This is a genomic window from Erwinia sp. AK-PDG3-5 (assembly GCF_056821705.1).
The window spans coordinates 3,937,557-3,960,838 of sequence record NZ_CM165967.1 but is presented as its reverse complement, the minus strand read 5'-3'; the positions used below and the strand labels follow the sequence as shown (position 1 = coordinate 3,960,838).

Below are 23,282 nucleotides of genomic sequence, written 5' to 3'. Positions count from 1 at the left end.
AGGAGATTCACCATGAACACACGTTTTCCGGATAATTTCTTATGGGGCGGCGCGGTCGCGGCCAATCAGGTTGAAGGGGCGTATCAGCAGGGCGGCAAAGGGCTGTCGACCTCCGATCTGCAACCCAATGGCATTTTTGGCGGGCGGGTGGAACGCGTGCCGGGGGATGCTGGCATCAAGGACGTGGCGATCGACTTCTACCATCGTTTCCCGGAAGACATCAAGCTGTTCGCCGAGATGGGCTTCACCGTGCTGCGCACCTCGATTGCCTGGACGCGCATCTTCCCGCAGGGCGATGAAGCGTCGCCGAATGAAGAAGGGCTGGCGTTTTACGATCGCCTGTTCGACGAGATGGCCAAATACCAGATTACGCCGCTGGTGACCCTGTCTCATTATGAAATGCCGGTGGGATTGGTCGAGCAATACGGTGGCTGGGGAAGCCGGACCACCATCGATTGTTTCGAGCGTTATGCCCGTGCGGTGTTCAGCCGTTATCAGCACAAGGTGAAGCACTGGCTGACCTTCAATGAAATCAATATGTCGCTTCACGCGCCCTACACCGGCGTCGGTCTGGCGGAAGAGAGCAGCGAGGCGGAAATTTATCAGGCGATCCATCATCAGCTGGTGGCCAGCGCCCGCGCGGTGAAGGCGTGCCATCAGATCGTCAAGGACGGGCAGATCGGCAATATGCTGCTGGGCGGATTACTTTACCCACTGAGCTGTCGCCCGGCAGACGTGATGGAAACCCTGCAGCAGAACCGCGAATGGCTGTTCTTTGGTGATGTGCAGGTGCGCGGCTATTATCCGGCCTATATGCGCCGTTTCTTTGCCGACCGTAATATCACGCTGGAGGTGAGCGAGCAGGATAAGCAGGACCTGCAACACACCATCGATTACATCTCCTTCAGCTACTATATGACCGGCTGCGTCACCACCAATGAAGAAGAGAATCAGAAAGCGCGCGGCAATATTCTCTCAATGGTGCCGAACCCGTACCTTGCCAGTTCCGACTGGGGCTGGCAGATCGATCCGGAAGGCCTGCGCATTCTGATGAATATGCTGTATGACCGTTACCAGAAGCCGCTGTTTATTGTTGAAAACGGTCTGGGCGCGAAAGATAAGGTCGAAGCCGACGGCAGCATCCAGGATGATTACCGCATTCAGTATCTGAACGATCATTTAGTGCAGGTGCGCGAAGCAATTGAAGATGGTGTGGAAGTGATGGGCTATACCTGCTGGGGGCCGATTGACCTGGTCAGCGCCTCGAAAGCGGAGTTCTCCAAACGCTACGGCTTTATCTATGTCGATCGTGATGACCAGGGGAAAGGAACGCTGGCCAGGTCCCGTAAGCAGAGCTTTTACTGGTATCAGCAGGTGATCCGCAGCCACGGTGAGTCACTGAAATAACCGCTCGCCGGGCGTTTCGCGCCCGGCGTTACGCCTCGTCCGCGTCCTCCGCTAACGCCAGCGTTTCCTTCCGCACCCGCTCAATATGGATGGTCAGAAACATGCGTTCTTCACAGGAGAGCGTGTAGTGATGTTTTTGCTGAATATGCTGGTCAATTTTTTGCGCGCACTGGTAGGAGAGCGGATATTTATCGCGCACCACATCATGCAGCGACTCATCGTCACTCCACACGCCGCGTTTGCCGAGCATGCGCTGGGCGAAGAACTTCAGATGGTTTACAAAGCGGTTATAGCTCAGGCTGTCGAGGCGGTAATCCAGCTGGAGGCGGTACTTCACGATATGCAGGATCTCCTGCATAAACTGGGTGATATGCGACACATCGGACATATCGCTGCCCAGCTGGGCGTTGACCAGATGCAGGGCAATAAACCCGGCTTCATCCTCCGGTAGCGTTACCCCCAGCCGTTTTTCAATCAGCTCAAGGGCGTTCAGGCCCAGCGCGAACTCTTTAGGATACAGCGTTTTGATTTCCCACTTCAGCACATTGCGGATCGGCAGGTTTTGCCGGTGCCGCTCCAGCGCAAAGTGGCAGTGATCGCTGAGGGCAATCGACAGGCTCTCATGTAAGGGCGTGCCCAGCTCGCGACGGGCTTCGGCGATAATCAGCTCGGTGGTGGTGATCACCTCCAGCGGGATTTCCGACAGCAGTTCGCTCAGACGGGCGGTCAGCGCATCGCTTTGCAGCGCGAACACTTTTTCAATCAGGCCTGCATCCAGCTCATCGCCGACGCGTTTTTGAAAGGCTAAACCGCGTCCCATCACCACCTGTTCGTGGCCGTTGTCCGCCAGGATAATCGCCACATTATTATTAAGGATTTTTGCGATCTTCATTTATCCGCCCTGAAAATAAAAAAACCTGACCCACCGGGAGAACGGTGTGCCAGGTTTTGCCTGTGTCATGCACAGTAACAATCATGCGCCATGATTAACGGCGGGTGCGGATACCGCAATCACTTGATCGGTGAAATGTGATGCATATCCGCTAAAAAACTGACCAAAGTTTAGTAAATATTTGTGCATATCAGTGCAGTAGTGCGTAAGCCTGGTTAGCATGAAGGAAGTTGTAACGTGAGTTCAGGATAAAGAGAGGCGTTAACGTGGGGAAAGTCATGGCGGACAAGTGGCAGTTGTGGATAGCAGGCGCCTGTTTAACGGTAGTTACAGGAATGGCACACGCCGATTCGCTGGATGCGCAGCGCGGTCGTTATTTGCAGATTAAGCAGGCGTGGGACAGCAATCAAATGGATACGGTGGCGCAGCTGATGCCCACGTTACGTGACTATCCTCTTTATCCTTATCTTGAATACCGTGAGCTGGCTCAGCACCTGGATCAGGAAACCGGGCTGGCGGTGAATGCCTTTATTAAGCAGTATCCGACCTTACCGCCGGTACGCTCCTTACCTTCCCGCTTTGTTAACGAACTGGCCCGTCGTGAAGACTGGCGCGGTTTGCTGGTGTTCAGTCCGGAAGAGCCGAAGCCGGTGTCCGCGCGCTGTAACTGGTATTACGCTAAATGGGCGACCGGGCAGCAGCAGGTCGCCTGGGATGGCGCGAAAGCCATCTGGCTGCGCGGCACGTCTCTGCCAGCCACCTGCGATAAGCTGTTCAGCGTCTGGCAGGCTGCTGGTCAGCAAACGCCTATCACCACCCTTGAGCGTATGCGTCTGGCGATGAAGGAAGGCAATACCAACCTGGTCAATTTCCTCGCGAAACAGCTGCCGGAAGATTATCAGACCATGGCCAACGCGGTAATGGATCTGCAGAACAATCCCCAAACGGTGGTGACCTTTGCCCGCGCCGTGGGCCCAACCGATTTCACCCGTCAGGCGACCTCGCTGGCGTTTGCTCGCGTGGCGCGTGAAGACGCGGAAAATGCCCGGGCGATGATCCCGTCGCTGATGACCGCGCAGAAGATGAGCGATCGGGAAGCGCAGGATCTGAAAGAGGCGGTCGCCTGGCGTCTGATGGGCAACGATATCACCTCTGAACAGGCCCGCTGGCGTGATGATGTGGTGATGCGCAGCGACTCCACGTCACTGATTGAGCGCCGGGTCAGGATGTCGCTCGGCAATAACGATCGTCGCGGTCTGAATACCTGGATAGCCCGCCTGCCGGTTGAAGCCAAACAGAAAGATGAGTGGCAATACTGGCAGGCCGACCTGCTGTTAGAGCAGGGCCGGAAAGAGGAAGCCGAGAAAATCCTCCATGGACTGATGCAGGAACGCGGTTTCTATCCGATGGTGGCTGCGCAGAAGCTCGGCGAAGCGTACAAAATGCAGATCGACAAGGCGCCGCCTCAGGACAGCAGCCTGACGCAGGGCGCCGAGATTGCCCGCGTGCGTGAGCTGATGTACTGGGGAATGGATAACCTTGCCCGCACCGAATGGAGCTACCTGGTTTCCAGTAAAAACAGCGGCCAGCAGCAGCAGCTGGCTCAGTATGCCTACCAGCAAAACTGGTGGGTGCTGAGCGTGCAGGCAACCATTACCGGCAAATTGTGGAACAGCCTGCAGGAACGCTTCCCGCTGGCCTATCAGGATCAGTTCCAGCGCTACGCCAACGGCAAGGCGATTCCGATTAGTTATGCGATGGCCATCGCCCGTCAGGAGAGCGCCTGGAACCCGAAAGCGCGTTCGCCGGTGGGGGCGTCTGGTCTGATGCAGGTGATGCCGGCTACCGCGCAGCATACGGTGAAGGTTTACAGCCTGCCGGGCTACAGCAATAGCAGTCAGCTGTTGGATCCGGAAACCAATATTCAGATCGGCACGCAGTATCTGGAATCGGTCTATCAGCAGTTTGGTCAGAACCGCATCTTCTCGTCTGCTGCCTACAACGCTGGCCCATCACGGGTGAAAACCTGGCTGGGTAACAGCGCGGGCAAGCTGGATCCGGTGGCCTTTATCGAAACCATCCCGTTCTCGGAAACGCGCGGTTATGTGAAAAACGTGCTGGCGTACGATGCTTATTATCGCCATTTCATGGATAAGTCAGACAAAATTCTGGCGGATAACGAGTGGCAACGGCGCTACTGATCGCGTCAGGCCTGTGCTATGCTTCTGTACTAGTTTAATAGTATGGGCCACACATGAGCGAATCTTCCATTCCCGTTACCATGGAACCGCATAACGAAGAGTGGCAGCGTTTTGTGACGCTGCTGCAACGTGCCTTTGGCAATGGATTACATCTGCCGCTGCTGCAACTGATGATGACGCCCGATGAGCGCGAAGCATTAGGAACGCGACTGCGGATTATTGAAGAATTGATGCGGGGCGAATTGAGCCAGCGTGAATTGAAAAACGATTTAGGGGTGGGAATTGCGACCATTACCCGTGGGTCGAATAGCCTGAAAAGTGCGCCGCCAGCGCTGAAAGCCTGGCTGGAGGCGCAACTGCTGACCGGCTCAGATAAGATCTGATCCGTCGGATTCGCCCGGTTTCATCTGATAGATATCATTATGGAACGGGCAGAGCGCCAGAATCAGCGCCTGATGGTAGACGCTGGTGCGTGACAGCAGGCCGGCGGTAAAGGCGCCGATGGCACCGCCTTTTTGCTTGATGTTATCAATGCCGGTGAGGCGGGACATCTCTTCACCCAGTTCACGGCCTTCGTGGATCCCTTTCATCACGATGGCCGGCAGCGTAAAGCTGGCCGATCGCGATTCGCCGCGCAGTTTGTGGTTTTCCACCACCATCCAGGCGAAGGCGCTCTCTTCTTCGATCCCGGCTTCAATCGCCACCCAGAAATCCGCTTCCGGACGAACCTGGCGGGCATTCATCACCCGTTGGCGTGCGCCAGTTCTCGTTTCGTGATTTGTTATTGGCTGTGCGGCCACGCCGCTGTCGACCTCGACACCCTCAATATGGCAGGATCCTTCACCGAACACATCGCTGAATGCCTGAGAAATTGCCTTAATTTTGGCTGGATTGATGGTGGCAGCGACAACATGGTACATAATTGTTTGAACCCTTTAGGCAAATTTGTCGCAGTATAACGGAAAATCGCATGTTACAGGTCTATCTTGTTCGCCACGGAGAAACGCTTTGGAATGCCGCCCGCCGCATTCAGGGACAGTCAGACAGCGCGCTGACGGAGAAAGGAGAGCAGCAGGCTCAGCAGGTTGGGGAGCGCGTAAAACATCTTGGCATCACCCATGTAATCTCCAGCGATTTGGGGCGAACCAAACGCACGGCGGAGATCATTGCGGATGCCTGTGGCTGCAACGTCACCCTCGACCCACGCTTGCGTGAGCTGAACATGGGCGTGCTGGAAGAGCAGCCGCTGGATGAACTGACCGCCGAGCAGGAGAGCTGGCGGAAAACGCTGGTCGACGGCACTGAAAACGGCCGGATTCCGGGCGGTGAGTCGATGACGGAGATGGCAGAGCGGATGCATAACGCGCTGAACGCCTGTCTGGATCTGCCTGCAGGAAGCCGTCCGCTGATCGTCAGCCACGGTATGGCGCTGGGCGTGCTGGTCAGTACCTTATTGGGCCTGCCGGCGCATGCCGAACGTCGTCTGCGCTTACGCAACTGCTCGATTTCACGCGTTGATCATCAGCAGAGTGCCTGGCTGGCAGCGGGTTGGGTCGTGGAAACGGCCGGAGATGTTGCCCATCTCGATCAGCCTGCGCTTGATGAGCTGCAGCGCTAATCATCGGAAGCTGAAGCAGGGGCGATGTGTTTCGCCCCTTCACGCTAAGAGCCGGGTAATGTCGTGCTCAGTGACCCTGTCGTTACGCGGTTGCTGAGTCTGCCGGCGCACGGATGGGGATCAGATATTCACAACGGATCTCCGTCGGCGGCTCGGCGCGTTTCTTGCCACCGTGGGTGTAGAAGCGCTCGATATCCTGGCCATGGCGGCGGGTCAGCTTCAGCATCGGCATACAGGTGCCGTACACCAGCAGGATAAAGTCCTGGAACTCGCTGTGCGGGCCCTCGTACGTAAACTGCACGTATTCGCCACCTTCTAACATCACGGTCTGCGTGGACTGCAACGGCTGCGACAGCTTGTCAGACGGCACGGCGGTGGTGTACAGGATCTCCTGCTCATCATCCTTTTCCATGCTTGGGCGCGACTGATGCAGGCCATACAGTACTGGCGGCACCATATCCGTTTCGGCCAGGAACTGACGCCAAAAGTGCAACCGCATCTCACTCCGCGCACTGGAGATCTGCTCCAGCGTGCAGGTGTAGCTTTGCGTTTGCCCAACCAACACCGTTTCCGGCAGATTGATCCAGGCAGGCTCGGGAACGTTGAAATCACCCAGGCGGATCGGCGGACGTAAGCCAAACGAGTTCCAGTCAGACGAGCGGCGATAGTACGCGGGGGTCTGGTTGAACTGCTTTTTAAATGCCCGGGTAAACGTCTGTTGCGAATCAAAACGATACTGCAGGGCAATGTCCAGAATCGGACGGCTGGTCAGGCGAAGCGCTACTGCGGCCTTAGACAGACGGCGTGCGCGGATGTAAGCGCCAATCGCGTGTCCGGTGACTTCCTTAAACATTCTTTGCAAGTGCCATTTTGAATAACCGGCCTTGGTCGCCACGTTGTCCAAGGACAGCGGCTGATCAAGGTGGCTTTCAAGCCAGACAAGCAAATCGCGAATGATACCGGCTTGATCCATAAATCATCCTTACCTGGTTAAAATTAGTGCAGGGAAAAGTTCCACTACTGGCTTCTGTTACGCATTCAGTCTGCAAGAAGACAAATACCCTGTGCTGATGCGCCTCAAACAACGGGGAGGTGTTACCATGCGGCAAGTGCCTGAAGAAGTTTACCTTACAATGTCATCTATTTTCTAAGCAATGGTAACGTTATGACAATGAGAAAATTGTTAATAGTCACGTCGGTAATTTTTACATCGTTAACTGCTCATGCTGAGCAGGTGGGATCAGTGGACACGGTGTTTAAGGTGTTTGGCCCAGACCATAAGATAGTGGTTGAAGCCTTCGACGATCCGGATGTAAAAAATGTAACTTGTTATATCAGTCGCGCCAAAACCGGCGGCATCAAGGGTGGGCTTGGGCTCGCTGAGGATACCTCAGACGCGGCCATCTCCTGTCAGCAGGTTGGTCCGGTTGAACTTAGCGATAAAATTGCCAAGGGCAAAGCGGAAGGCGAGGTCGTGTTCCAAAAGCGGACTTCACTGGTGTTTAAAAAGCTTCAGGTGGTACGGTTTTACGATCAGAAGCGTAATGCACTGATCTATCTGAGCTATTCCGATAAAGTTGTGGATGGTTCGCCTAAAAACGCCCTGAGCGCAGTGCCTATTATGCCGTGGAAATAGTCTGCTGCATAGAAAAGGGCCGGATTACCGGCCCTTAATTTTTTTGCACCCGCAGGAGTCAGTCCTGCAGATCGCCACAGAAACGGTAACCTTCACCGTGGATGGTCGCGATGATTTCTGGGGTATCCGGCGTGGATTCGAAGTGTTTACGAATACGGCGGATGGTCACATCAACGGTACGATCGTGTGGTTTCAGCTCACGGCCAGTCATCTTTTTCAGCAGATCGGCACGGGTCTGGATTTTGCCTGGGTTCTCGCAGAAATGCAGCATCGCGCGGAACTCACTGCGCGGCAGCTTGTACTGCTCGCCCTGTGGGCTGATCAGGGAACGGCTGTTGATGTCCAGCTCCCAACCGTTAAACTTGTAGCTCTCAACCAGCTTGCGCTCTTCACTGTGCGGCGCCAGATTCATGGTGCGGGAAAGCAGGTTACGTGCGCGGATGGTCAGCTCACGCGGGTTAAACGGTTTAGTGATGTAATCATCTGCGCCAATTTCCAGGCCGAGAATTTTGTCGACTTCGTTGTCGCGACCGGTCAGGAACATCAGGGCTACGTTAGCCTGTTCGCGGAGTTCGCGGGCCAACAGCAGACCGTTTTTCCCTGGCAGGTTAATATCCATGATCACCAGGTTGATGTCGTTCTCGGTCAATATATGGTGCATTTCAGCACCATCCGTAGCTTCATAAACCATGTAGCCTTCGGCCTCAAAAATACTTTTGAGAGTATTACGAGTCACTAATTCGTCTTCAACGATAAGTATGTGCGGGGTCTGCATGTGTTCGCTACCTAAAATTGCCAACAAAGTTAAAACAGGGCATACAGTTAACAGGACCAGACAAAGCAGATGAGTCATCCGGCGCAAAACGTCAACTGTACAGAATATGTTCTTGAGCCATTAACGACCAGGCCGTGCTTCCCGGGAAGACAAGGTGCATCCTGTCCTGGTACGCTTAAAAATGGGTGTACATCTTATCCGCATTAACAGCAATATAACAGTACAAGACCTGACCGAAATGTAATAAACAACGCTAAGTTGACTTATATCAAACCAATTGTAGCACGTTAACAAGTTTGTGAAAAACTCTTCCAAGAATGCCAGCTTAGCTCACATTTATGTGCTTTTCGCCGACAAGTTAGCACCCGGCGGCGAAAGGAGTTTGGATCGGATTTAACATTTGGTAATTGATTGAACCCTATGGTTTTATGTACTGATAATTGTTTTTATTAGGGTATTTAGCCTGAAGTCGTCATATAATTTGTTTATGACTGAATAGAGTATGCACCGGTAATGTTGTTTATTTGTTACTGGTGAGCGAATTTTTTTACAAGCTGGCTGTAATTTGTTTACCGCCCGGCCAACCATTATTAAGGCAGTTATGCGTTTTCCCCTGATCCTTGTCTCACCACGCAGACCAGAAAATGTCGGCGCCGCCGCCCGCGCCATGAAAACCATGGGATTTGATGAGCTGCGGATCGTCAACAGTCAGGCGCACCTTGAACCCGCCGCCCGCTGGGTTGCGCATGGTGCCGGGGAAATCCTCGACAACGCCACCCACTGGGATTCGCTGGACGCCGCACTGGCGGACATCGACTTCAGCATCGCCACCACCGCGCGCAGTCGGGCAAAATTCCGCTATTACGCCACGCCTCAGCAGGTGCAGAGCCTGTTAGAAGAGAAGCAGCAGTGGGTGCAAAGTGCCGCGCTGGTGTTTGGCCGTGAAGATACCGGGCTGACCAATGAGGAGCTGGCGTTGGTGGATGTGCTGACCGGGATCCCGATGGCTGCCGACTATCCTTCCCTGAATTTGGGACAGGCAGTCATGGTCTATTGCTATCAGCTTTCCGCACTACGGCAGGTGAGTGCCGTAAAAGAAGCGCCAGCGGATGCCCAGCAGCTGGGGGCATTGCGTCAGCGTCTCGATCGGCTGTTGGTGAGCCTGGAAGTCAGCGAGGACAGCAAACTGGTGGACTGGCTGGCCCAGCGACTTGGCCTGTTGGAACAGCGCGACAACGCCATGCTGCATCGTCTGCTGCATGATGTAGAAAAAAAACTTATAGATAAAAAAACTGGCGAATAAAGCAATGGCAGTGGGTATTACTGGCATTGTTTCGACAGCTAACAGAATGGATCTGTTTTTCCGGGAAATGCCCCAAGGCTTATCCGCTGCGCTGTCGGTCAGACGGTGATAAAAAAATTGACTTGGCCAGGGGATTGCTTTACTTCTGGAGGCCGACAGAATTTATAAACAGACAGACGATAAATCTAAAATGCGCAATTTCAGCCTGATGACAACAATCATTATTATCACCACCATTACCACAGGTAACGGTGCGGGCTGACGCATACAGGAATCATCAAAAAACAAGCCCGCACCTAAACAGTGCGGGCTTTTTTTTTCGGCAAAAATTCAGGAGATTTTGATATGCGAGTGCTGAAATTCGGTGGAACCTCAGTAGCCAACGCGGAACGCTTCTTACGCGTGGCAGACATTCTGGAAAGTAATGCGAAGCAGGGACAGGTTGCTACCGTATTGTCCGCGCCAGCTAAGATCACGAATCACCTGGTGGCGATGATTGAAAAAACCATCAGCGGCCAGGATGCCTTGCCGAACATCAGCGATGCGGAAAGCATTTTTGCTTCCCTGCTGCAGGGCCTGGCGGAAGCGCAGCCGGGTTTCCAGTACGACAAGGTGAAAACCGTTGTCGACCAGGAGTTTGCGCAGCTTAAGCAGATCCTGCACGGCATCGGCCTGCTGGGTCAGTGCCCGGACAGCGTCAACGCGGCGATTATCTGCCGTGGCGAAAAGCTGTCGATTGCGATTATGGAGGCGTTGCTGCTGGCACGCGGACATGGCGTTAGCGTGATCGACCCGGTTGAGAAGCTGCTGGCCGTTGGGCATTACCTCGAATCCACCGTTGATATCGCTGAATCCACTCGCCGCATTGCCGCCAGCCAAATCCCGCCAGAAAACATGATCCTGATGGCCGGCTTCACCGCCGGTAATGATAAAGGTGAACTGGTGGTGCTGGGCCGCAACGGCTCCGATTATTCGGCTGCGGTGCTGGCCGCCTGTTTACGCGCTGATTGTTGTGAAATCTGGACCGATGTTGACGGGGTTTACACCTGCGATCCTCGCCAGGTGCCGGATGCGCGCCTGCTGAAATCGATGTCCTACCAGGAAGCGATGGAGCTTTCCTATTTTGGCGCGAAAGTGCTGCACCCGCGCACCATCACCCCTATCGCACAGTTCCAGATCCCATGCCTGATCAAGAATACCGCCAATCCTCAGGCGCCCGGCACGCTGATTGGTGGTGACAGCTCGGATGATGATAATCCGGTTAAGGGCATCACCAATCTGAATAACATGGCGATGTTTAACGTCTCCGGCCCCGGCATGAAAGGGATGGTCGGCATGGCGGCGCGAGTCTTTGCCGCCATGTCCCGCAGCGGGATCTCCGTGGTGTTGATCACCCAGTCCTCGTCTGAATACAGCATCAGTTTCTGCGTGCCGCAGAGCGATCAGGCGCGTGCCCGTCGCGTATTAGAAGAAGAGTTCTATCTTGAGCTGAAAGATGGCCTGCTTGAGCCACTGGATGTGATGGAACATCTGGCGGTGATTTCAGTGGTCGGCGACGGGATGCGCACGCTGCGCGGCATCTCTGCCAAATTCTTCTCGGCGCTGGCGCGGGCCAATATCAATATCGTCGCCATCGCGCAGGGTTCTTCCGAGCGTTCTATCTCGGTGGTGGTGGATAACGATCAGGCCACCACCGGCGTGCGCGTGGTGCACCAGATGCTGTTCGCTACTGACCAGGTGATTGAAGTGTTTGTGATCGGCGTCGGCGGCGTCGGCGCGGCACTGATCGATCAGCTGCATCGCCAGCAGGCGTGGCTGAAGAATAAACATATCGATTTGCGGGTGTGCGGTATCGCCAACTCCAAAGCGCTGCTGACTAACGTTCACGGCATTCCGCTGGAGAACTGGAAAGCATCTCTGGCTGACGCCAAAGAGCCGTTCAACCTTGGCCGCCTGATGCGTCTGGTAAAAGAGTATCACCTGCTGAATCCGGTGATTGTGGACTGTACTTCAAGCCAGGCGGTTGCCGATCAGTATGCCGACTTCCTCGGCGAAGGCTTCCACGTGGTGACGCCGAATAAAAAGGCCAACACCTCCTCTTACAATTACTACCTGCAGATGCGTGCGGCGGCGGCGAAATCTCGCCGTAAATTCCTTTACGATACCAACGTCGGTGCGGGCCTGCCGGTAATCGAGAACCTGCAAAACCTGCTGAATGCCGGTGATGAGCTGCTGCGTTTCTCCGGCATCCTTTCTGGCTCTTTATCGTTCATTTTCGGTAAACTGGATGAAGGCGTGTCGCTGTCGGAAGCCACCAAAACCGCACGTGAAATGGGCTTCACCGAGCCAGACCCGCGTGACGATCTCTCCGGGATGGACGTGGCGCGCAAGCTGCTGATCCTCGCCCGTGAAGCGGGTTACCAGCTGGAGCTCAGCGACATCGAGATTGAAGCCGTTCTGCCGGAACAGCTCACGGCGATTGCCGACGTGGAAACCTTTATGGCGCGTCTGCCAGAGCTGGATGATGCCTTTGCTTCCCGCGTGGCGCGGGCCAGTGCAGAGGGCAAAGTGCTGCGGTTTGTCGGCGCCATTGAAGAAGGAGGCCGTTGTCAGGTAAAAATTGATGCCGTGGACGGTAACGATCCGCTGTATAAAGTGAAAAACGGCGAGAATGCCCTGGCCTTCTACAGCCGCTACTATCAGCCGATTCCGCTGGTTCTGCGGGGTTACGGTGCCGGTAATGATGTGACCGCAGCAGGCGTGTTCGCCGACCTGTTACGCACCTTGTCATGGAAGTTGGGAGTTTAAGAATGGTTAAGATTTATGCCCCTGCCTCAATCGGCAACGTCAGCGTGGGCTTTGATGTACTGGGTGCGGCGGTGTCTCCCGTTGACGGTACCTTGCTGGGCGATTGCGTAACCGTGGAAGCGGCCAGCGAATTCAGCCTGCGTAATGAAGGGCGTTTCGTCAGCAAGCTGCCCACCAACCCGCAGGAAAACATCGTCTGGCAGTGCTGGGATCGTTTCTGCGAAGCGATTGGCAAACGCGTACCGGTGGCGATGACGCTTGAAAAAAACATGCCGATCGGTTCCGGTCTGGGTTCCAGCGCCTGTTCCGTGGTGGCTGGCCTGATGGCGATGAACGAGCACTGCGGTAACCCGTTGAGCGATACCGAATTGCTGGCGCTGATGGGTGAGCTGGAAGGGCGTATTTCCGGTAGCGTACATTATGATAACGTGGCGCCGTGCTTCCTCGGCGGCATTCAGCTGATGCTTGAGGAAAATGGGATTATCAGCCAGCAGGTGCCAGGCTTTGATGACTGGCTGTGGGTGATGGCCTATCCGGGGATCAAAGTTTCCACCGCGGAAGCCCGCGCGATCCTGCCGGCACAGTACCGCAAAGAAGACATTATTAAGCACGGTCGCTACCTGGGTGGGTTTATTCATGCCTGCCACACGCAGCAACCGGCGCTGGCGGCAAAGCTGATGCGCGATGTGATCGCCGAGCCTTACCGCACCAAGCTGTTACCGGGATTTGCTGAAGCCCGTCAGGCTGCGCAGGATATTGGCGCGCTGGCCTGTGGGATTTCAGGATCCGGCCCAACGCTGTTCGCCGTCTGTAACCAACCGGAGACGGCACAGCGCATGGCAGACTGGCTCAGTCAGCACTATCTGCAAAATGATGAAGGCTTCGTTCATATCTGCCGCATAGACACGGCAGGCGCACGTAAACTGGGATAACGCATGAAACTGTATAATCTTAAGGATCACAACGAGCAGGTAAGCTTCTCGCAGGCCGTTAAGCAGGGCCTCGGCAAACAGCAGGGCCTGTTCTTTCCGCTCGAGCTGCCTGAGTTTGAACTGACCGACATCGACGAGATGTTGGAGATGGATTTCGTTACCCGCAGTAGCAAAATCCTCTCTGCCTTTATTGGCGATGAGATCGCGCCTCATCAGTTGCATCAGCGCCTGAAAACCGCCTTCAGCTTCCCGGCACCGGTACAAAAGGTGACGGATGATATCGCTGCGCTTGAGCTGTTCCATGGTCCAACGCTGGCGTTTAAAGACTTTGGCGGCCGTTTTATGGCGCAAATGCTCTCCTACGTTAGCGGCGCCGATGAGAAAATCACCATTCTGACCGCCACTTCCGGCGATACCGGCGCGGCAGTTGCCCATGCTTTCTTCGGCATGGAAAACGTTCGCGTGGTGATCCTCTATCCGAAAGGCAAAATCAGTCCGCTGCAGGAGAAGCTGTTCTGTACGCTGGGTGGCAATATCCAGACCATCGCCATTGAAGGCGACTTTGATGCCTGTCAGTCACTGGTGAAGCAGGCCTTCGATGATGAGCTGCTGAAGAAAGCCATTGGCCTGAACTCGGCAAACTCAATCAACATCAGCCGCCTGCTGGCGCAGATTTGTTACTACTTCGAAGCGGTGGCGCAACTGCCTCAGGAGAAGCGTAACCAGCTGGTGATCTCCGTTCCGAGCGGTAACTTCGGCGACCTGACCGCGGGCCTGCTGGCGAAATCCCTTGGCCTGCCGGTTAAGCGCTTTATCGCCGCCACCAACGCCAATGACACCGTTCCGCGCTTCCTTGAGAAGGGCGAATGGCAGCCCAATGCCACGGTTTCCACCTTATCTAACGCGATGGATGTCAGCCAGCCGAACAACTGGCCGCGCGTGGAAGAGATCTTCCGCCGCAAAACCTGGCGCCTGACCGATCTGGGCTTTGGTGCGGTTGATGATCAGACCACCAAAGACACCATGCGTGAGCTGGCGGATCTGGGTTACATCTCTGAACCCCACGCGGCGATTGCGTACCGTATGCTGCGCGATCAGTTGCAGGAAGGGGAGTTTGGTTTGTTCCTTGGTACTGCGCACCCGGCCAAATTTATCGAAAGCGTGGAAGCGATCCTCGACCGCAAACTGCAGGTTCCAGAAGAGCTGGCACAGCGTGCCAACCTGCCGCTGCTCTCCCATGAGATGAAAGCGGACTTCGCGGAACTGCGCGAGTTCCTGTTGCACAAATAAGGTCTCCGGCCCCGTTGCGGGTCGTATCCACCCATGCAAACGGCCCTGAAAAGGGCCGTTTTTTTATGCTGTTGGTGTGCGGTCAGACCGCTTCGCGGCGCTTAAACATCAGTTCGCTGTCGCTGCTCTCTTCCGGGACAAAGGCGTAGCCGTCCACATCAAACTTCTTCAGCTGCGCCGGTTTGGTCAGGCGATTCTCAATCACATAACGGCTCATCAGGCCACGCGCCTTTTTGGCATAGAAGCTGATCACTTTGAACTTGCCGTTTTTCTCATCGAGGAACACCGGTTTGATGATGCGGCCATTGAGCTTTTTCGGCTTCACCGCTTTGAAATACTCATCGGACGCCAGGTTCAGCAACACGTCATCGCCTTGCTCGGCCAGCGCGGCATTCAGCGCTTCGGTCAGCTTATCGCCCCAGAAGGTGTAGAGATCTTTGCCGGCCGGGTTTTCCAGCCTGATGCCCATTTCCAGACGATAGGCCTGCATCAAATCCAGCGGGCGCAGCAGACCGTAAAGGCCGGACAGCATGCGCAGGTGCTGCTGAGCAAAATCGAAGTCTTTCTCTTTAAAGGTTTCCGCCTGCAGGCCGGTATAGACATCACCTTTAAAGGCGAGGATCGCCTGACGTGCGTTCTCCGGGGTGAAGGGCGGGTGCCAGTTATGGAAACGATCGGCGTTCAGTCCAGCCAGTTTATCGCTGATGTGCATCAGGGAACCAATCTGCGCTGGCGTCAGCTTTCGGGCGACCTCAATCAGTTTTTGGGAATCATCCAGCAACGCAGGTTGGGTGAAACGTTTGGTCGCCAGCGGACTTTCAAAATCCAGCGTTTTGGCTGGGGAGATAACCATCAACATGCCTGAGTCCTTGTATGAAGTTGCCGCGAGGGGCAAAAATTTAGCCGTTACTTTAGCAAAAAAGTGATGTGAAAGGAGTAATCGCTGCCATTGCCTTTACTGATTCCCGGCGCGTTAAAGGGGTATTCTTCATCAATTTAGCACTGCGTGGCCTGCGGGCAACCTTACCTTGCATGGCAAGTTTCGCGTGATATTATCCGTGTCAGACATTTTCTAGAACCCGATAACTCTACTCTGATGAGAATGACAACCATGACGGATAAACTGACTTCCCTGCGTCAACTGACTACCGTTGTTGCCGATACCGGTGACATTGCAGCGATGAAGCTGTACAAGCCGCAAGATGCTACCACCAACCCTTCCCTGATCCTGAGCGCCGCGCAGATCCCTGAATACCGCAAGCTGATTGATGAAGCGGTGACCTGGGCTCGCGATCAGAGCAGCAAAAAAGAAGAGCAGGTGAACTACGCTGCGGACAAGCTGGCCGTCAATATCGGTCTGGAAATCCTCAAGCTGGTCCCTGGCCGTATCTCTACTGAAGTCGATGCCCGTCTGTCTTACGACACCGAAGGCAGCATCAATAAAGCCCGTTCCCTGATCAAACTGTATAACGATGCTGGCATCAGCAACGACCGCATCCTGATCAAACTGGCTTCCACCTGGCAGGGCATCCGTGCGGCTGAGCAGCTGGAAAAAGAAGGCATCAACTGTAACCTGACGCTGCTGTTCTCCTTCGCCCAGGCGCGTGCCTGTGCTGAAGCGGGCGTGTTCCTGATTTCTCCGTTCGTCGGCCGTATTCTGGACTGGTACAAAGCCAACACCGACAAGAAAGAGTACGCTGCCCATGAAGATCCAGGCGTGGTTTCCGTGTCTGAAATCTACGAATACTACAAGCAGCATGGCTACGAAACCGTTGTGATGGGCGCAAGCTTCCGTAACGTTGGCGAAATCATCGAACTGGCTGGCTGCGACCGTCTGACCATCTCCCCGAACCTGCTGAAAGAGCTGGCAGAAACCGAAGGGACGCTGGAGCGTAAACTGTCTTACACCGGCGAAGTGAAAGCGCGTCCGGCGAAAATGACTGAATCTGAGTTCCTGTGGCAGCACAACCAGGATCCGATGGCAGTCGACAAACTGGCTCAGGGCATCCGTAACTTTGCTCTCGACCAGGGCAAACTCGACAAAATGATTGCCGACCTGCTGTAAGTCTCCGACCGTGGCCGGTTATCCGGCCACCGTTTTCCCCCGCTGTACATCCCGCTTTGTAATGGTTTATCCTGCTTTTATCCTCCTCCACGCCCGCGCTTTTACCGTGGCCGTAAACACAGTGACCACACGATGAATACACTACGTATAGGCTTAATTTCGGTTTCCGATCGTGCCGCCAACGGCATCTATCAGGATCAGGGGCTGCCTGCACTTGAGGCCTGGTTAACCCAGGCGCTGGCAACGCCGTTTGAGATTGAAAAACGGCTGGTGCCGGATGAACAGCCGATGATTGAACAGGCGATTTGCGAGCTTGTGGATGAAATGTTCTGCCATCTGGTCCTGACCACGGGCGGCACCGGCCCGGCGCGGCGTGACGTCACCCCGGATGCCACACTGGCGATTGCCGATCGCGAGATGCCCGGTTTTGGCGAGCAAATGCGCCAGATCAGCCTCAACTTTGTGCCGACGGCGATCCTCTCCCGTCAGGTCGGCGTGATCCGTAAACAATCGCTGATTATTAATCTGCCGGGCCAGCCAAAGTCGATTCAAGAGACGCTGGAAGGGCTGAAGGATGCCGAGGGTAAGGCGCGCGTGCACGGTATATTTGCCAGCGTGCCGTATTGCATTCAGCTGCTGGAAGGCCCGTATGTCGAGACGCATGACGCGGTGGTAGCAGCATTTCGTCCCAAAAGTGCACGTCGCGAAACAAACGGCTAAAAATGGCGTAATTCAGGCATAAGATCGAGCTGGCGTAGCGAGAATTGAACGGTATAGTAAGGATAGCTTTACAACTTCTCACTACCCTTTTTTCTTCACCTTCTGGATGTGCCTGAATAATTATGCTGCACGATAACGATCGCCGCCTGAACCGGCAGGATTACAAGACCCTTTCTCTGGCGGCACTCGGTGGCGCGCTGGAATTCTACGACTTCATCATCTTCGTGTTCTTCGCGGCGGTGATTGGCGATCTGTTCTTCCCGGCGGATATCCCCGACTGGCTGCGCCAGGTCCAGACTTTTGCCATTTTCGCTGCCGGCTATCTTGCCCGGCCGTTAGGCGGCCTGATCATGGCGCATTTCGGTGACAGCCAGGGGCGCAAAAAGATGTTCAGCCTGAGCATTCTGCTGATGGCGCTGCCCACGCTGGCGATGGGGCTGTTGCCGACCTATGCCACGCTGGGCATCGCCGCACCGATCCTGCTGTTACTGCTGCGCGTGCTGCAAGGCGCGGCGATCGGTGGTGAAGTGCCGGGTGCCTGGGTGTTTGTCGCTGAACATGTTCCCGAAAAACGCATCGGCTTTGCCTGTGGCACCCTGACCGCCGGACTCACCGCGGGCATCCTGCTGGGATCGGTGGTGGCAACGCTGGTCAACAGCGCCTTTGGTCCGCAGGGCATCCTGTCCGGCGCCTGGCGTATCCCGTTCCTGCTGGGCGGCGTGTTTGGCTTTATTGCGCTGTATCTGCGCCGCTGGTTGCAGGAAACCCCGATCTTTGTCGAGATGAAAGCGCGGAAAGCGCTGGCCGCGGAACTGCCGCTGAAAGCGGTGGTGGTGAAACATAAACGCGAAATCGCCATCAGCATGTTGCTGACCTGGCTGCTCTCGGCGGGGATCGTGGTGGTGATCCTGATGACGCCGACCTTGCTGCAAAAGCAGTACGGTATTCCGACGGCGCAAGCGCTGCAGGCCAACAGCCTGGCAACGGTGATGCTGCTGGTGGGCTGCATCTGTGCGGGCTTTGCAGCCGATCGCTTTGGCGCCAGTAAAACCTTTATTGTGGGCAGCCTGTTGCTTGCAGTGTGCAGCTGGATATTTTACCGCACGGTCGGCGCGCATCCTGAGCTGTTATTCCCCTGCTATGCGCTGGTGGGCTTAAGCGTGGGCGTGGTCGGCGCGGTGCCTTATGTGATGGTGCGGGCCTTCCCGGCGGAAGTGCGCTTCACCGGTATTGCCTTCTCGTATAACGTCGCCTACGCCATTTTTGGCGGCTTAACGCCAATTTTCGTCACCCTGATTATGGCGGTGACGCCGCTGGCCCCCGCTTACTATGTGCTGGCGCTGTCAGCAATTGGTCTGCTGGTCGGCATCTGGTTAAAGCGCGATGGCAAGCGTGACGCACTGGTCGGTCGTACCTTCAGCTAATAAAAAGCCCGGTCGTTTTTCAACGGCCGGGCGGGTCACTTTCTTCCGCAAATTACGCCTTATTCATCTCGCCAACGGGCAGCGCTTTGCACCCCAACTGCGCATTAATCACTTCGGCCATGGCCAGATAAATCGCGCTGGCGCCGCAAAGAATGCCTTCATAGCCTGCCAGCGTCATCACGGCATGATTGCCGGAAATATGGCCGATGGCGAGAAGGGCGAAGAGCAGCGTAAGGCTGGCGAAGACAAACTGTAAGGCCCGGTTGGCGCGCAGGGTGCCAAAGAACATAAGCAGCGTGAACACGCCCCATAATGCCAGCCAGATGCCGAGTGCTGTGTCATCAGCGGGCTCTGCTAGTCCGATGCGGGGCAACACTAAAATGCCCACCAGGCTCAGCCAGAAGCAGCCATAAGCGGTGAAGGCGGTCAGGCCGAAGGTATTGCCTTTTTTATACTCCATCAGGCCGGCCAGGATCTGCGCCAGACCGCCAAAAAATATTCCCATGCTGAAAATGGCGGCGTTAAGGGGAAAAAAACCGGCGTTGTGCAGATTAAGGTAAACGGTGGTCATGCCAAAGCCCATCAGGCCGAGCGGTCCGGGGTTCGCTAATTTGCTGCTGTCCATAAGTCCTCTGATATCCATGTTCAGGAAGTAAAAAAAAGTGAAGTAACTGACTGAAAGGGGCTGTTTTTGCGGATTATGACCCCATTTTTTCAATTCGCGCGGCATCATAATGTTCCGCCGTCCGGCAAACCTTGATCTGAAGAGTGGAAAAAACGAAATTTTTTTCACCTTGCCCCTTGATGCCGCTCTGGATGGCCCCATCTTATTTGGCATCCAAGGTTATGGACCTGGAAAAAAAGCGCGGCGCCAGCAGTTGAAACGGCAAAAAAAGCCCGCATTAAGTGTTCATAAACTGATTTGACATAAATTTAAGTGGGAGATGTATAGATGGGTAAAATTATTGGTATTGACCTGGGTACGACTAACTCTTGTGTCGCTATTATGGATGGCGGCAAAGCGCGTGTACTTGAGAATGCGGAAGGCGATCGCACCACCCCTTCCATCATCGCGTACACCCAGGACGGCGAGATTCTGGTCGGTTCACCGGCTAAGCGTCAGGCTGTGACCAACCCACAGAATACCCTGTTTGCGATCAAGCGCCTGATTGGCCGTCGCTTCCAGGACGAAGAAGTGCAGCGTGATATCAAAATCATGCCATACAAAATCGCCGGTTCTGACAACGGTGACGCCTGGATCGACGTGAAAGGCCAGAAAATGGCACCGCCGCAGATCTCTGCTGAAGTGCTGAAGAAAATGAAGAAAACGGCTGAAGACTATCTGGGCGAGCCGGTCACTGAAGCGGTGATCACCGTTCCAGCATACTTTAATGATGCGCAGCGTCAGGCAACGAAAGATGCCGGCCGTATCGCAGGTCTGGACGTAAAACGTATTATCAACGAACCAACCGCAGCGGCACTGGCTTACGGTATGGACAAAGGTCAGGGCAACCGTACTATCGCGGTTTATGACCTGGGCGGCGGTACTTTCGATATCTCCATCATCGAAATTGATGAAGTTGATGGCGAAAAAACCTTTGAAGTGCTGGCAACCAATGGTGATACCCACCTGGGTGGTGAAGACTTCGATAGCCGCATGATCAACTATCTGGTGGCAGAATTTAAGAAAGATTCTGGCATCGATCTGCACAACGATCCGCTGGCAATGCAGCGTCTGAAAGAAGCGGCAGAGAAAGCGAAAATCGAACTGTCTTCTGCACAGCAGACCGACGTGAACCTGCCGTACATCACGGCGGATGCGACTGGTCCTAAGCACCTGAACATCAAAGTGACCCGTGCGAAGCTGGAATCACTGGTTGAAGACCTGGTGGCTCGCTCTATCGACCCACTGAAAGTGGCGCTGCAGGATGCCGGTCTGTCTGTTTCAGACATCAACGACGTTATCCTTGTTGGTGGCCAGACCCGTATGCCAATGGTGCAGTCGAAAGTGGCTGAGTTCTTCGGTAAAGAACCACGTAAAGACGTAAACCCGGATGAAGCAGTTGCCGTCGGTGCTGCGGTTCAGGGTGGCGTGTTAGCGGGTGAAGTGAAAGACGTTCTGTTACTGGACGTTACCCCTCTGTCTCTGGGTATCGAAACCATGGGTGGCGTGATGACCTCACTGATCACCAAGAACACCACTATCCCGACCAAACACAGCCAGGTGTTCTCTACTGCTGAAGACAACCAGTCTGCTGTAACCATTCACGTGGTTCAGGGTGAGCGTAAGCGTGCTGCGGATAACAAATCGCTGGGCCAGTTCAACCTGGACGGGATTCAGGGCGCACCGCGCGGCATGCCGCAGATCGAAGTGACCTTCGATATCGATGCCGATGGTATCCTGCACGTGTCTGCTAAAGACAAAAACAGCGGTAAAGAGCAGAAGATCACCATCAAGGCATCTTCTGGTCTGAACGACGAAGAGATCGAAAAAATGGTTCGTGACGCTGAAGCTAACGCTGAGTCCGACCGTAAGTTCGAAGAGCTGGTGCAGGTTCGTAACACCGCCGATCACTTGTCGCACAGCACCCGTAAGCAGCTTGATGAAGCCGGCGATAAACTGCCAGCAGACGACAAGGCGCCGATTGAGGCAGCCCTGGCCGAGCTGAACGAAGCGCTGAAAGGCGAAGATAAAGACGCTATCGAAGCGAAAATGCAGGCGCTGACTGAAGTTTCCAGCAAACTGATGGAGTTCGCACAGCAGCAGCAGGCCGCTGGCGGCGCAGCGGATGCCGGTGACGCTTCTGCGAAGAAAGATGACGACGTTGTTGACGCTGAATTTGAAGAAGTGAAAGACAACAAAAAATAATCGCCCTGAGCGGGCACAGTGGCCTGTAACAGGCCACTGATGATAACCGGCACGGGCGTGGGAATTTCTCCACGCCCGTGCACGCATGTTAAGGGCAGGAACACCAGTATGGCGAAGCAAGACTATTACGAGATTTTAGGCGTTTCCAAATCAGCGGATGAGCGTGAAATCAAAAAGGCCTACAAACGCCTGGCGATGAAACTCCACCCTGACCGTAATCCCGGTGATAAAGAATCTGAAGCCAAATTCAAAGAAGTGAAGGAAGCGTACGAAATTCTGACCGATGGCCAGAAACGTGCAGCTTACGATCAGTACGGTCATGCAGCCTTTGAACAGGGCGGTATGGGCGGTGGTGGCGGCGGCTTTGGTGGCGGCGGTGCCGATTTCAGCGATATCTTTGGCGACGTGTTCGGCGATATCTTTGGCGGAGGACGTCGTCAGCAACGTGCTGCGCGTGGTGCCGATTTACGCTACAACATGGAGCTGACGCTTGAAGAAGCTGTCCGCGGCGTGTCCAAAGAGATCCGCATTCCAACGTTGGAAGAGTGTGAGGTGTGTGATGGTAGCGGCGCGAAAGCGGGCACCAAACCACAGACCTGTGGCACCTGTCATGGACAGGGCCAGGTTCAGATGCGTCAGGGCTTCTTTACCGTGCAGCAGGCGTGTCCTACCTGTCACGGCCGCGGCTCGGTGATCAAAGATCCGTGTAATGCCTGTCACGGTCACGGCCGCGTCGAGAAGTCCAAGACCCTGTCGGTGAAAATCCCGGCTGGCGTCGATACCGGCGACCGTATCCGTCTGACTGGCGAGGGTGAAGCGGGGGAGCATGGCGCACCGGCAGGCGATCTCTACGTTCAGGTGCAGGTGCGCAAGCACCCAATCTTCGAGCGTGAAGAGAACAACCTGTATTGCGAAGTACCGATCAACTTTGCCATGGCAGCACTGGGCGGCGAGATTGAAGTGCCGACGCTGGATGGCCGTGTGAAGTTGAAGGTTCCGGCGGAAACCCAGACCGGCAAGCTGTTCCGTATGCGCAGTAAGGGTGTTAAATCCGTGCGCGGCGGTGCTCAGGGCGACCTGCTGTGCCGCGTGGTGGTGGAAACCCCGGTCAGCCTGAACGAGAAGCAGAAGGCGTTGCTGCAGGAGCTTGAAGAGAGCTTCGGTGGCCCAAGTGGCGAGAAGAACAGCCCACGCTCGAAAAGCTTCTTCGACGGCGTGAAGAAATTTTTCGATGACCTGACCCGCTAATTTCTGCGGAAGTCAGACTAACGGACAGCTCAGGCTGTCCGTTTTTTTTGCCCATTTCACCGCACGGATCCACTACTCGGAAATACCTACCTTA

21 protein-coding genes and 1 other annotated feature are annotated in these 23,282 nt (G+C 55.1%); of the genes, 15 read left to right on the top strand and 6 right to left on the bottom strand.

Annotated elements, in window-relative coordinates; translation table 11 throughout:
- Positions 1–12 precede the first annotated feature (12 nt).
- The gene (locus AC1UKS_RS18455; RefSeq protein WP_482434753.1) at positions 13–1,407 is read left to right on the top strand and encodes a glycoside hydrolase family 1 protein; all 1,395 of its coding nucleotides are present in this window, start codon (positions 13–15) and stop codon (positions 1,405–1,407) included.
- A 28-nt stretch (positions 1,408–1,435) separates the two neighbouring features.
- Here AC1UKS_RS18455 and licT read toward each other — a convergent pair whose 3' ends face one another.
- Positions 1,436–2,299 carry a BglG family transcription antiterminator LicT gene (licT, locus tag AC1UKS_RS18450; protein WP_482434752.1) on the bottom strand — a complete coding sequence of 288 codons (864 nt, stop codon included), beginning with the start codon at positions 2,297–2,299 and terminating at the stop codon, positions 1,436–1,438.
- A 278-nt stretch (positions 2,300–2,577) separates the two neighbouring features.
- On the opposite strand from licT, the gene sltY reads away from it, so the two are divergent.
- Positions 2,578–4,500, top strand: a complete 1,923-nt coding sequence (sltY, locus tag AC1UKS_RS18445; protein ID WP_482434751.1) for a murein transglycosylase — start codon at positions 2,578–2,580, stop codon at positions 4,498–4,500.
- Between the two features lie 53 nt (positions 4,501–4,553).
- Positions 4,554–4,883: a trp operon repressor gene (gene trpR / locus AC1UKS_RS18440; RefSeq protein WP_265908890.1), complete on the top strand. Its 330-nt coding sequence runs from the start codon at positions 4,554–4,556 to the stop codon at positions 4,881–4,883.
- On the opposite strand, the gene yjjX is transcribed toward trpR, so the two are convergent.
- Positions 4,869–5,420 carry an inosine/xanthosine triphosphatase gene (yjjX, locus tag AC1UKS_RS18435; protein ID WP_013200690.1) on the bottom strand — a complete coding sequence of 184 codons (552 nt, stop codon included), beginning with the start codon at positions 5,418–5,420 and terminating at the stop codon, positions 4,869–4,871. The genes trpR and yjjX overlap by 15 nt on opposite strands.
- 50 nt (positions 5,421–5,470) lie before the next feature.
- Between yjjX and gpmB the strand changes: the two genes are divergently transcribed.
- Positions 5,471–6,118: a 2,3-diphosphoglycerate-dependent phosphoglycerate mutase GpmB gene (gene gpmB / locus AC1UKS_RS18430; RefSeq protein ID WP_265908888.1), complete on the top strand. Its 648-nt coding sequence runs from the start codon at positions 5,471–5,473 to the stop codon at positions 6,116–6,118.
- An 82-nt stretch (positions 6,119–6,200) separates the two neighbouring features.
- Here the strand turns inward: gpmB and robA are convergent, their stop codons facing one another.
- The gene (gene robA / locus AC1UKS_RS18425; RefSeq protein ID WP_265908887.1) at positions 6,201–7,091 is read right to left on the bottom strand and encodes an MDR efflux pump AcrAB transcriptional activator RobA; all 891 of its coding nucleotides are present in this window, start codon (positions 7,089–7,091) and stop codon (positions 6,201–6,203) included.
- A 192-nt stretch (positions 7,092–7,283) separates the two neighbouring features.
- On the opposite strand from robA, the gene creA reads away from it, so the two are divergent.
- The gene (creA, locus tag AC1UKS_RS18420; protein ID WP_105760763.1) at positions 7,284–7,754 is read left to right on the top strand and encodes a protein CreA; all 471 of its coding nucleotides are present in this window, start codon (positions 7,284–7,286) and stop codon (positions 7,752–7,754) included.
- Between the two features lie 58 nt (positions 7,755–7,812).
- Here the strand turns inward: creA and arcA are convergent, their stop codons facing one another.
- On the bottom strand, positions 7,813–8,529 hold the full coding sequence (gene arcA / locus AC1UKS_RS18415; RefSeq protein WP_013200694.1) for a two-component system response regulator ArcA: 717 nt from the start codon (positions 8,527–8,529) through the stop codon (positions 7,813–7,815).
- A 601-nt stretch (positions 8,530–9,130) separates the two neighbouring features.
- Here arcA and AC1UKS_RS18410 point away from each other — a divergent pair.
- The 5 genes from AC1UKS_RS18410 (at position 9,131) to thrC (ending at position 14,862) form a co-directional block, all read left to right on the top strand.
- Positions 9,131–9,832 carry a tRNA/rRNA methyltransferase gene (locus AC1UKS_RS18410; RefSeq protein ID WP_482434750.1) on the top strand — a complete coding sequence of 234 codons (702 nt, stop codon included), beginning with the start codon at positions 9,131–9,133 and terminating at the stop codon, positions 9,830–9,832.
- Positions 9,833–10,022: 190 nt separating this feature from the next.
- The gene (thrL, locus tag AC1UKS_RS18405; RefSeq protein WP_482437037.1) at positions 10,023–10,094 is read left to right on the top strand and encodes a thr operon leader peptide; all 72 of its coding nucleotides are present in this window, start codon (positions 10,023–10,025) and stop codon (positions 10,092–10,094) included.
- Positions 10,030–10,152: a sequence feature (Thr leader region), on the top strand. (Overlaps the previous gene by 65 nt.)
- Before the next feature lie 25 nt (positions 10,153–10,177).
- Complete coding sequence (thrA, locus tag AC1UKS_RS18400) at positions 10,178–12,640, top strand: bifunctional aspartate kinase/homoserine dehydrogenase I (RefSeq protein WP_482434749.1); 2,463 nt, start codon at positions 10,178–10,180, stop codon at positions 12,638–12,640.
- A gap of 2 nt (positions 12,641–12,642) precedes the next feature.
- Positions 12,643–13,572 (top strand): homoserine kinase, encoded by a 930-nt coding sequence (thrB, locus tag AC1UKS_RS18395; RefSeq protein ID WP_482434748.1) that lies wholly within the window; start codon positions 12,643–12,645, stop codon positions 13,570–13,572.
- A gap of 3 nt (positions 13,573–13,575) precedes the next feature.
- On the top strand, positions 13,576–14,862 hold the full coding sequence (gene thrC, locus AC1UKS_RS18390; RefSeq protein ID WP_482434747.1) for a threonine synthase: 1,287 nt from the start codon (positions 13,576–13,578) through the stop codon (positions 14,860–14,862).
- 82 nt (positions 14,863–14,944) lie between these two features.
- Here the strand turns inward: thrC and yaaA are convergent, their stop codons facing one another.
- The gene (yaaA, locus tag AC1UKS_RS18385) at positions 14,945–15,721 is read right to left on the bottom strand and encodes a peroxide stress protein YaaA (RefSeq protein ID WP_482434746.1); all 777 of its coding nucleotides are present in this window, start codon (positions 15,719–15,721) and stop codon (positions 14,945–14,947) included.
- 252 nt (positions 15,722–15,973) lie between these two features.
- On the opposite strand from yaaA, the gene tal reads away from it, so the two are divergent.
- From tal to AC1UKS_RS18370, 3 genes are all read left to right on the top strand, one after another.
- Complete coding sequence (gene tal, locus AC1UKS_RS18380) at positions 15,974–16,927, top strand: transaldolase (RefSeq protein WP_013200700.1); 954 nt, start codon at positions 15,974–15,976, stop codon at positions 16,925–16,927.
- A 132-nt stretch (positions 16,928–17,059) separates the two neighbouring features.
- A complete protein-coding gene (mog, locus tag AC1UKS_RS18375) occupies positions 17,060–17,647 on the top strand; it encodes a molybdopterin adenylyltransferase (protein ID WP_013200701.1) in 588 nt (195 codons plus the stop codon).
- A gap of 122 nt (positions 17,648–17,769) precedes the next feature.
- Positions 17,770–19,071 (top strand): MFS transporter, encoded by a 1,302-nt coding sequence (locus AC1UKS_RS18370; RefSeq protein WP_265908882.1) that lies wholly within the window; start codon positions 17,770–17,772, stop codon positions 19,069–19,071.
- A gap of 52 nt (positions 19,072–19,123) precedes the next feature.
- Here the strand turns inward: AC1UKS_RS18370 and satP are convergent, their stop codons facing one another.
- Positions 19,124–19,696 carry an acetate uptake transporter gene (gene satP, locus AC1UKS_RS18365; protein WP_482437035.1) on the bottom strand — a complete coding sequence of 191 codons (573 nt, stop codon included), beginning with the start codon at positions 19,694–19,696 and terminating at the stop codon, positions 19,124–19,126.
- A gap of 327 nt (positions 19,697–20,023) precedes the next feature.
- Between satP and dnaK the strand changes: the two genes are divergently transcribed.
- Positions 20,024–21,940, top strand: coding sequence for a molecular chaperone DnaK (gene dnaK, locus AC1UKS_RS18360; protein WP_013200704.1), 1,917 nt, complete (start codon positions 20,024–20,026; stop codon positions 21,938–21,940).
- Between the two features lie 108 nt (positions 21,941–22,048).
- Positions 22,049–23,188 carry a molecular chaperone DnaJ gene (gene dnaJ, locus AC1UKS_RS18355; RefSeq protein WP_013200705.1) on the top strand — a complete coding sequence of 380 codons (1,140 nt, stop codon included), beginning with the start codon at positions 22,049–22,051 and terminating at the stop codon, positions 23,186–23,188.
- Positions 23,189–23,282 lie beyond the last annotated feature (94 nt).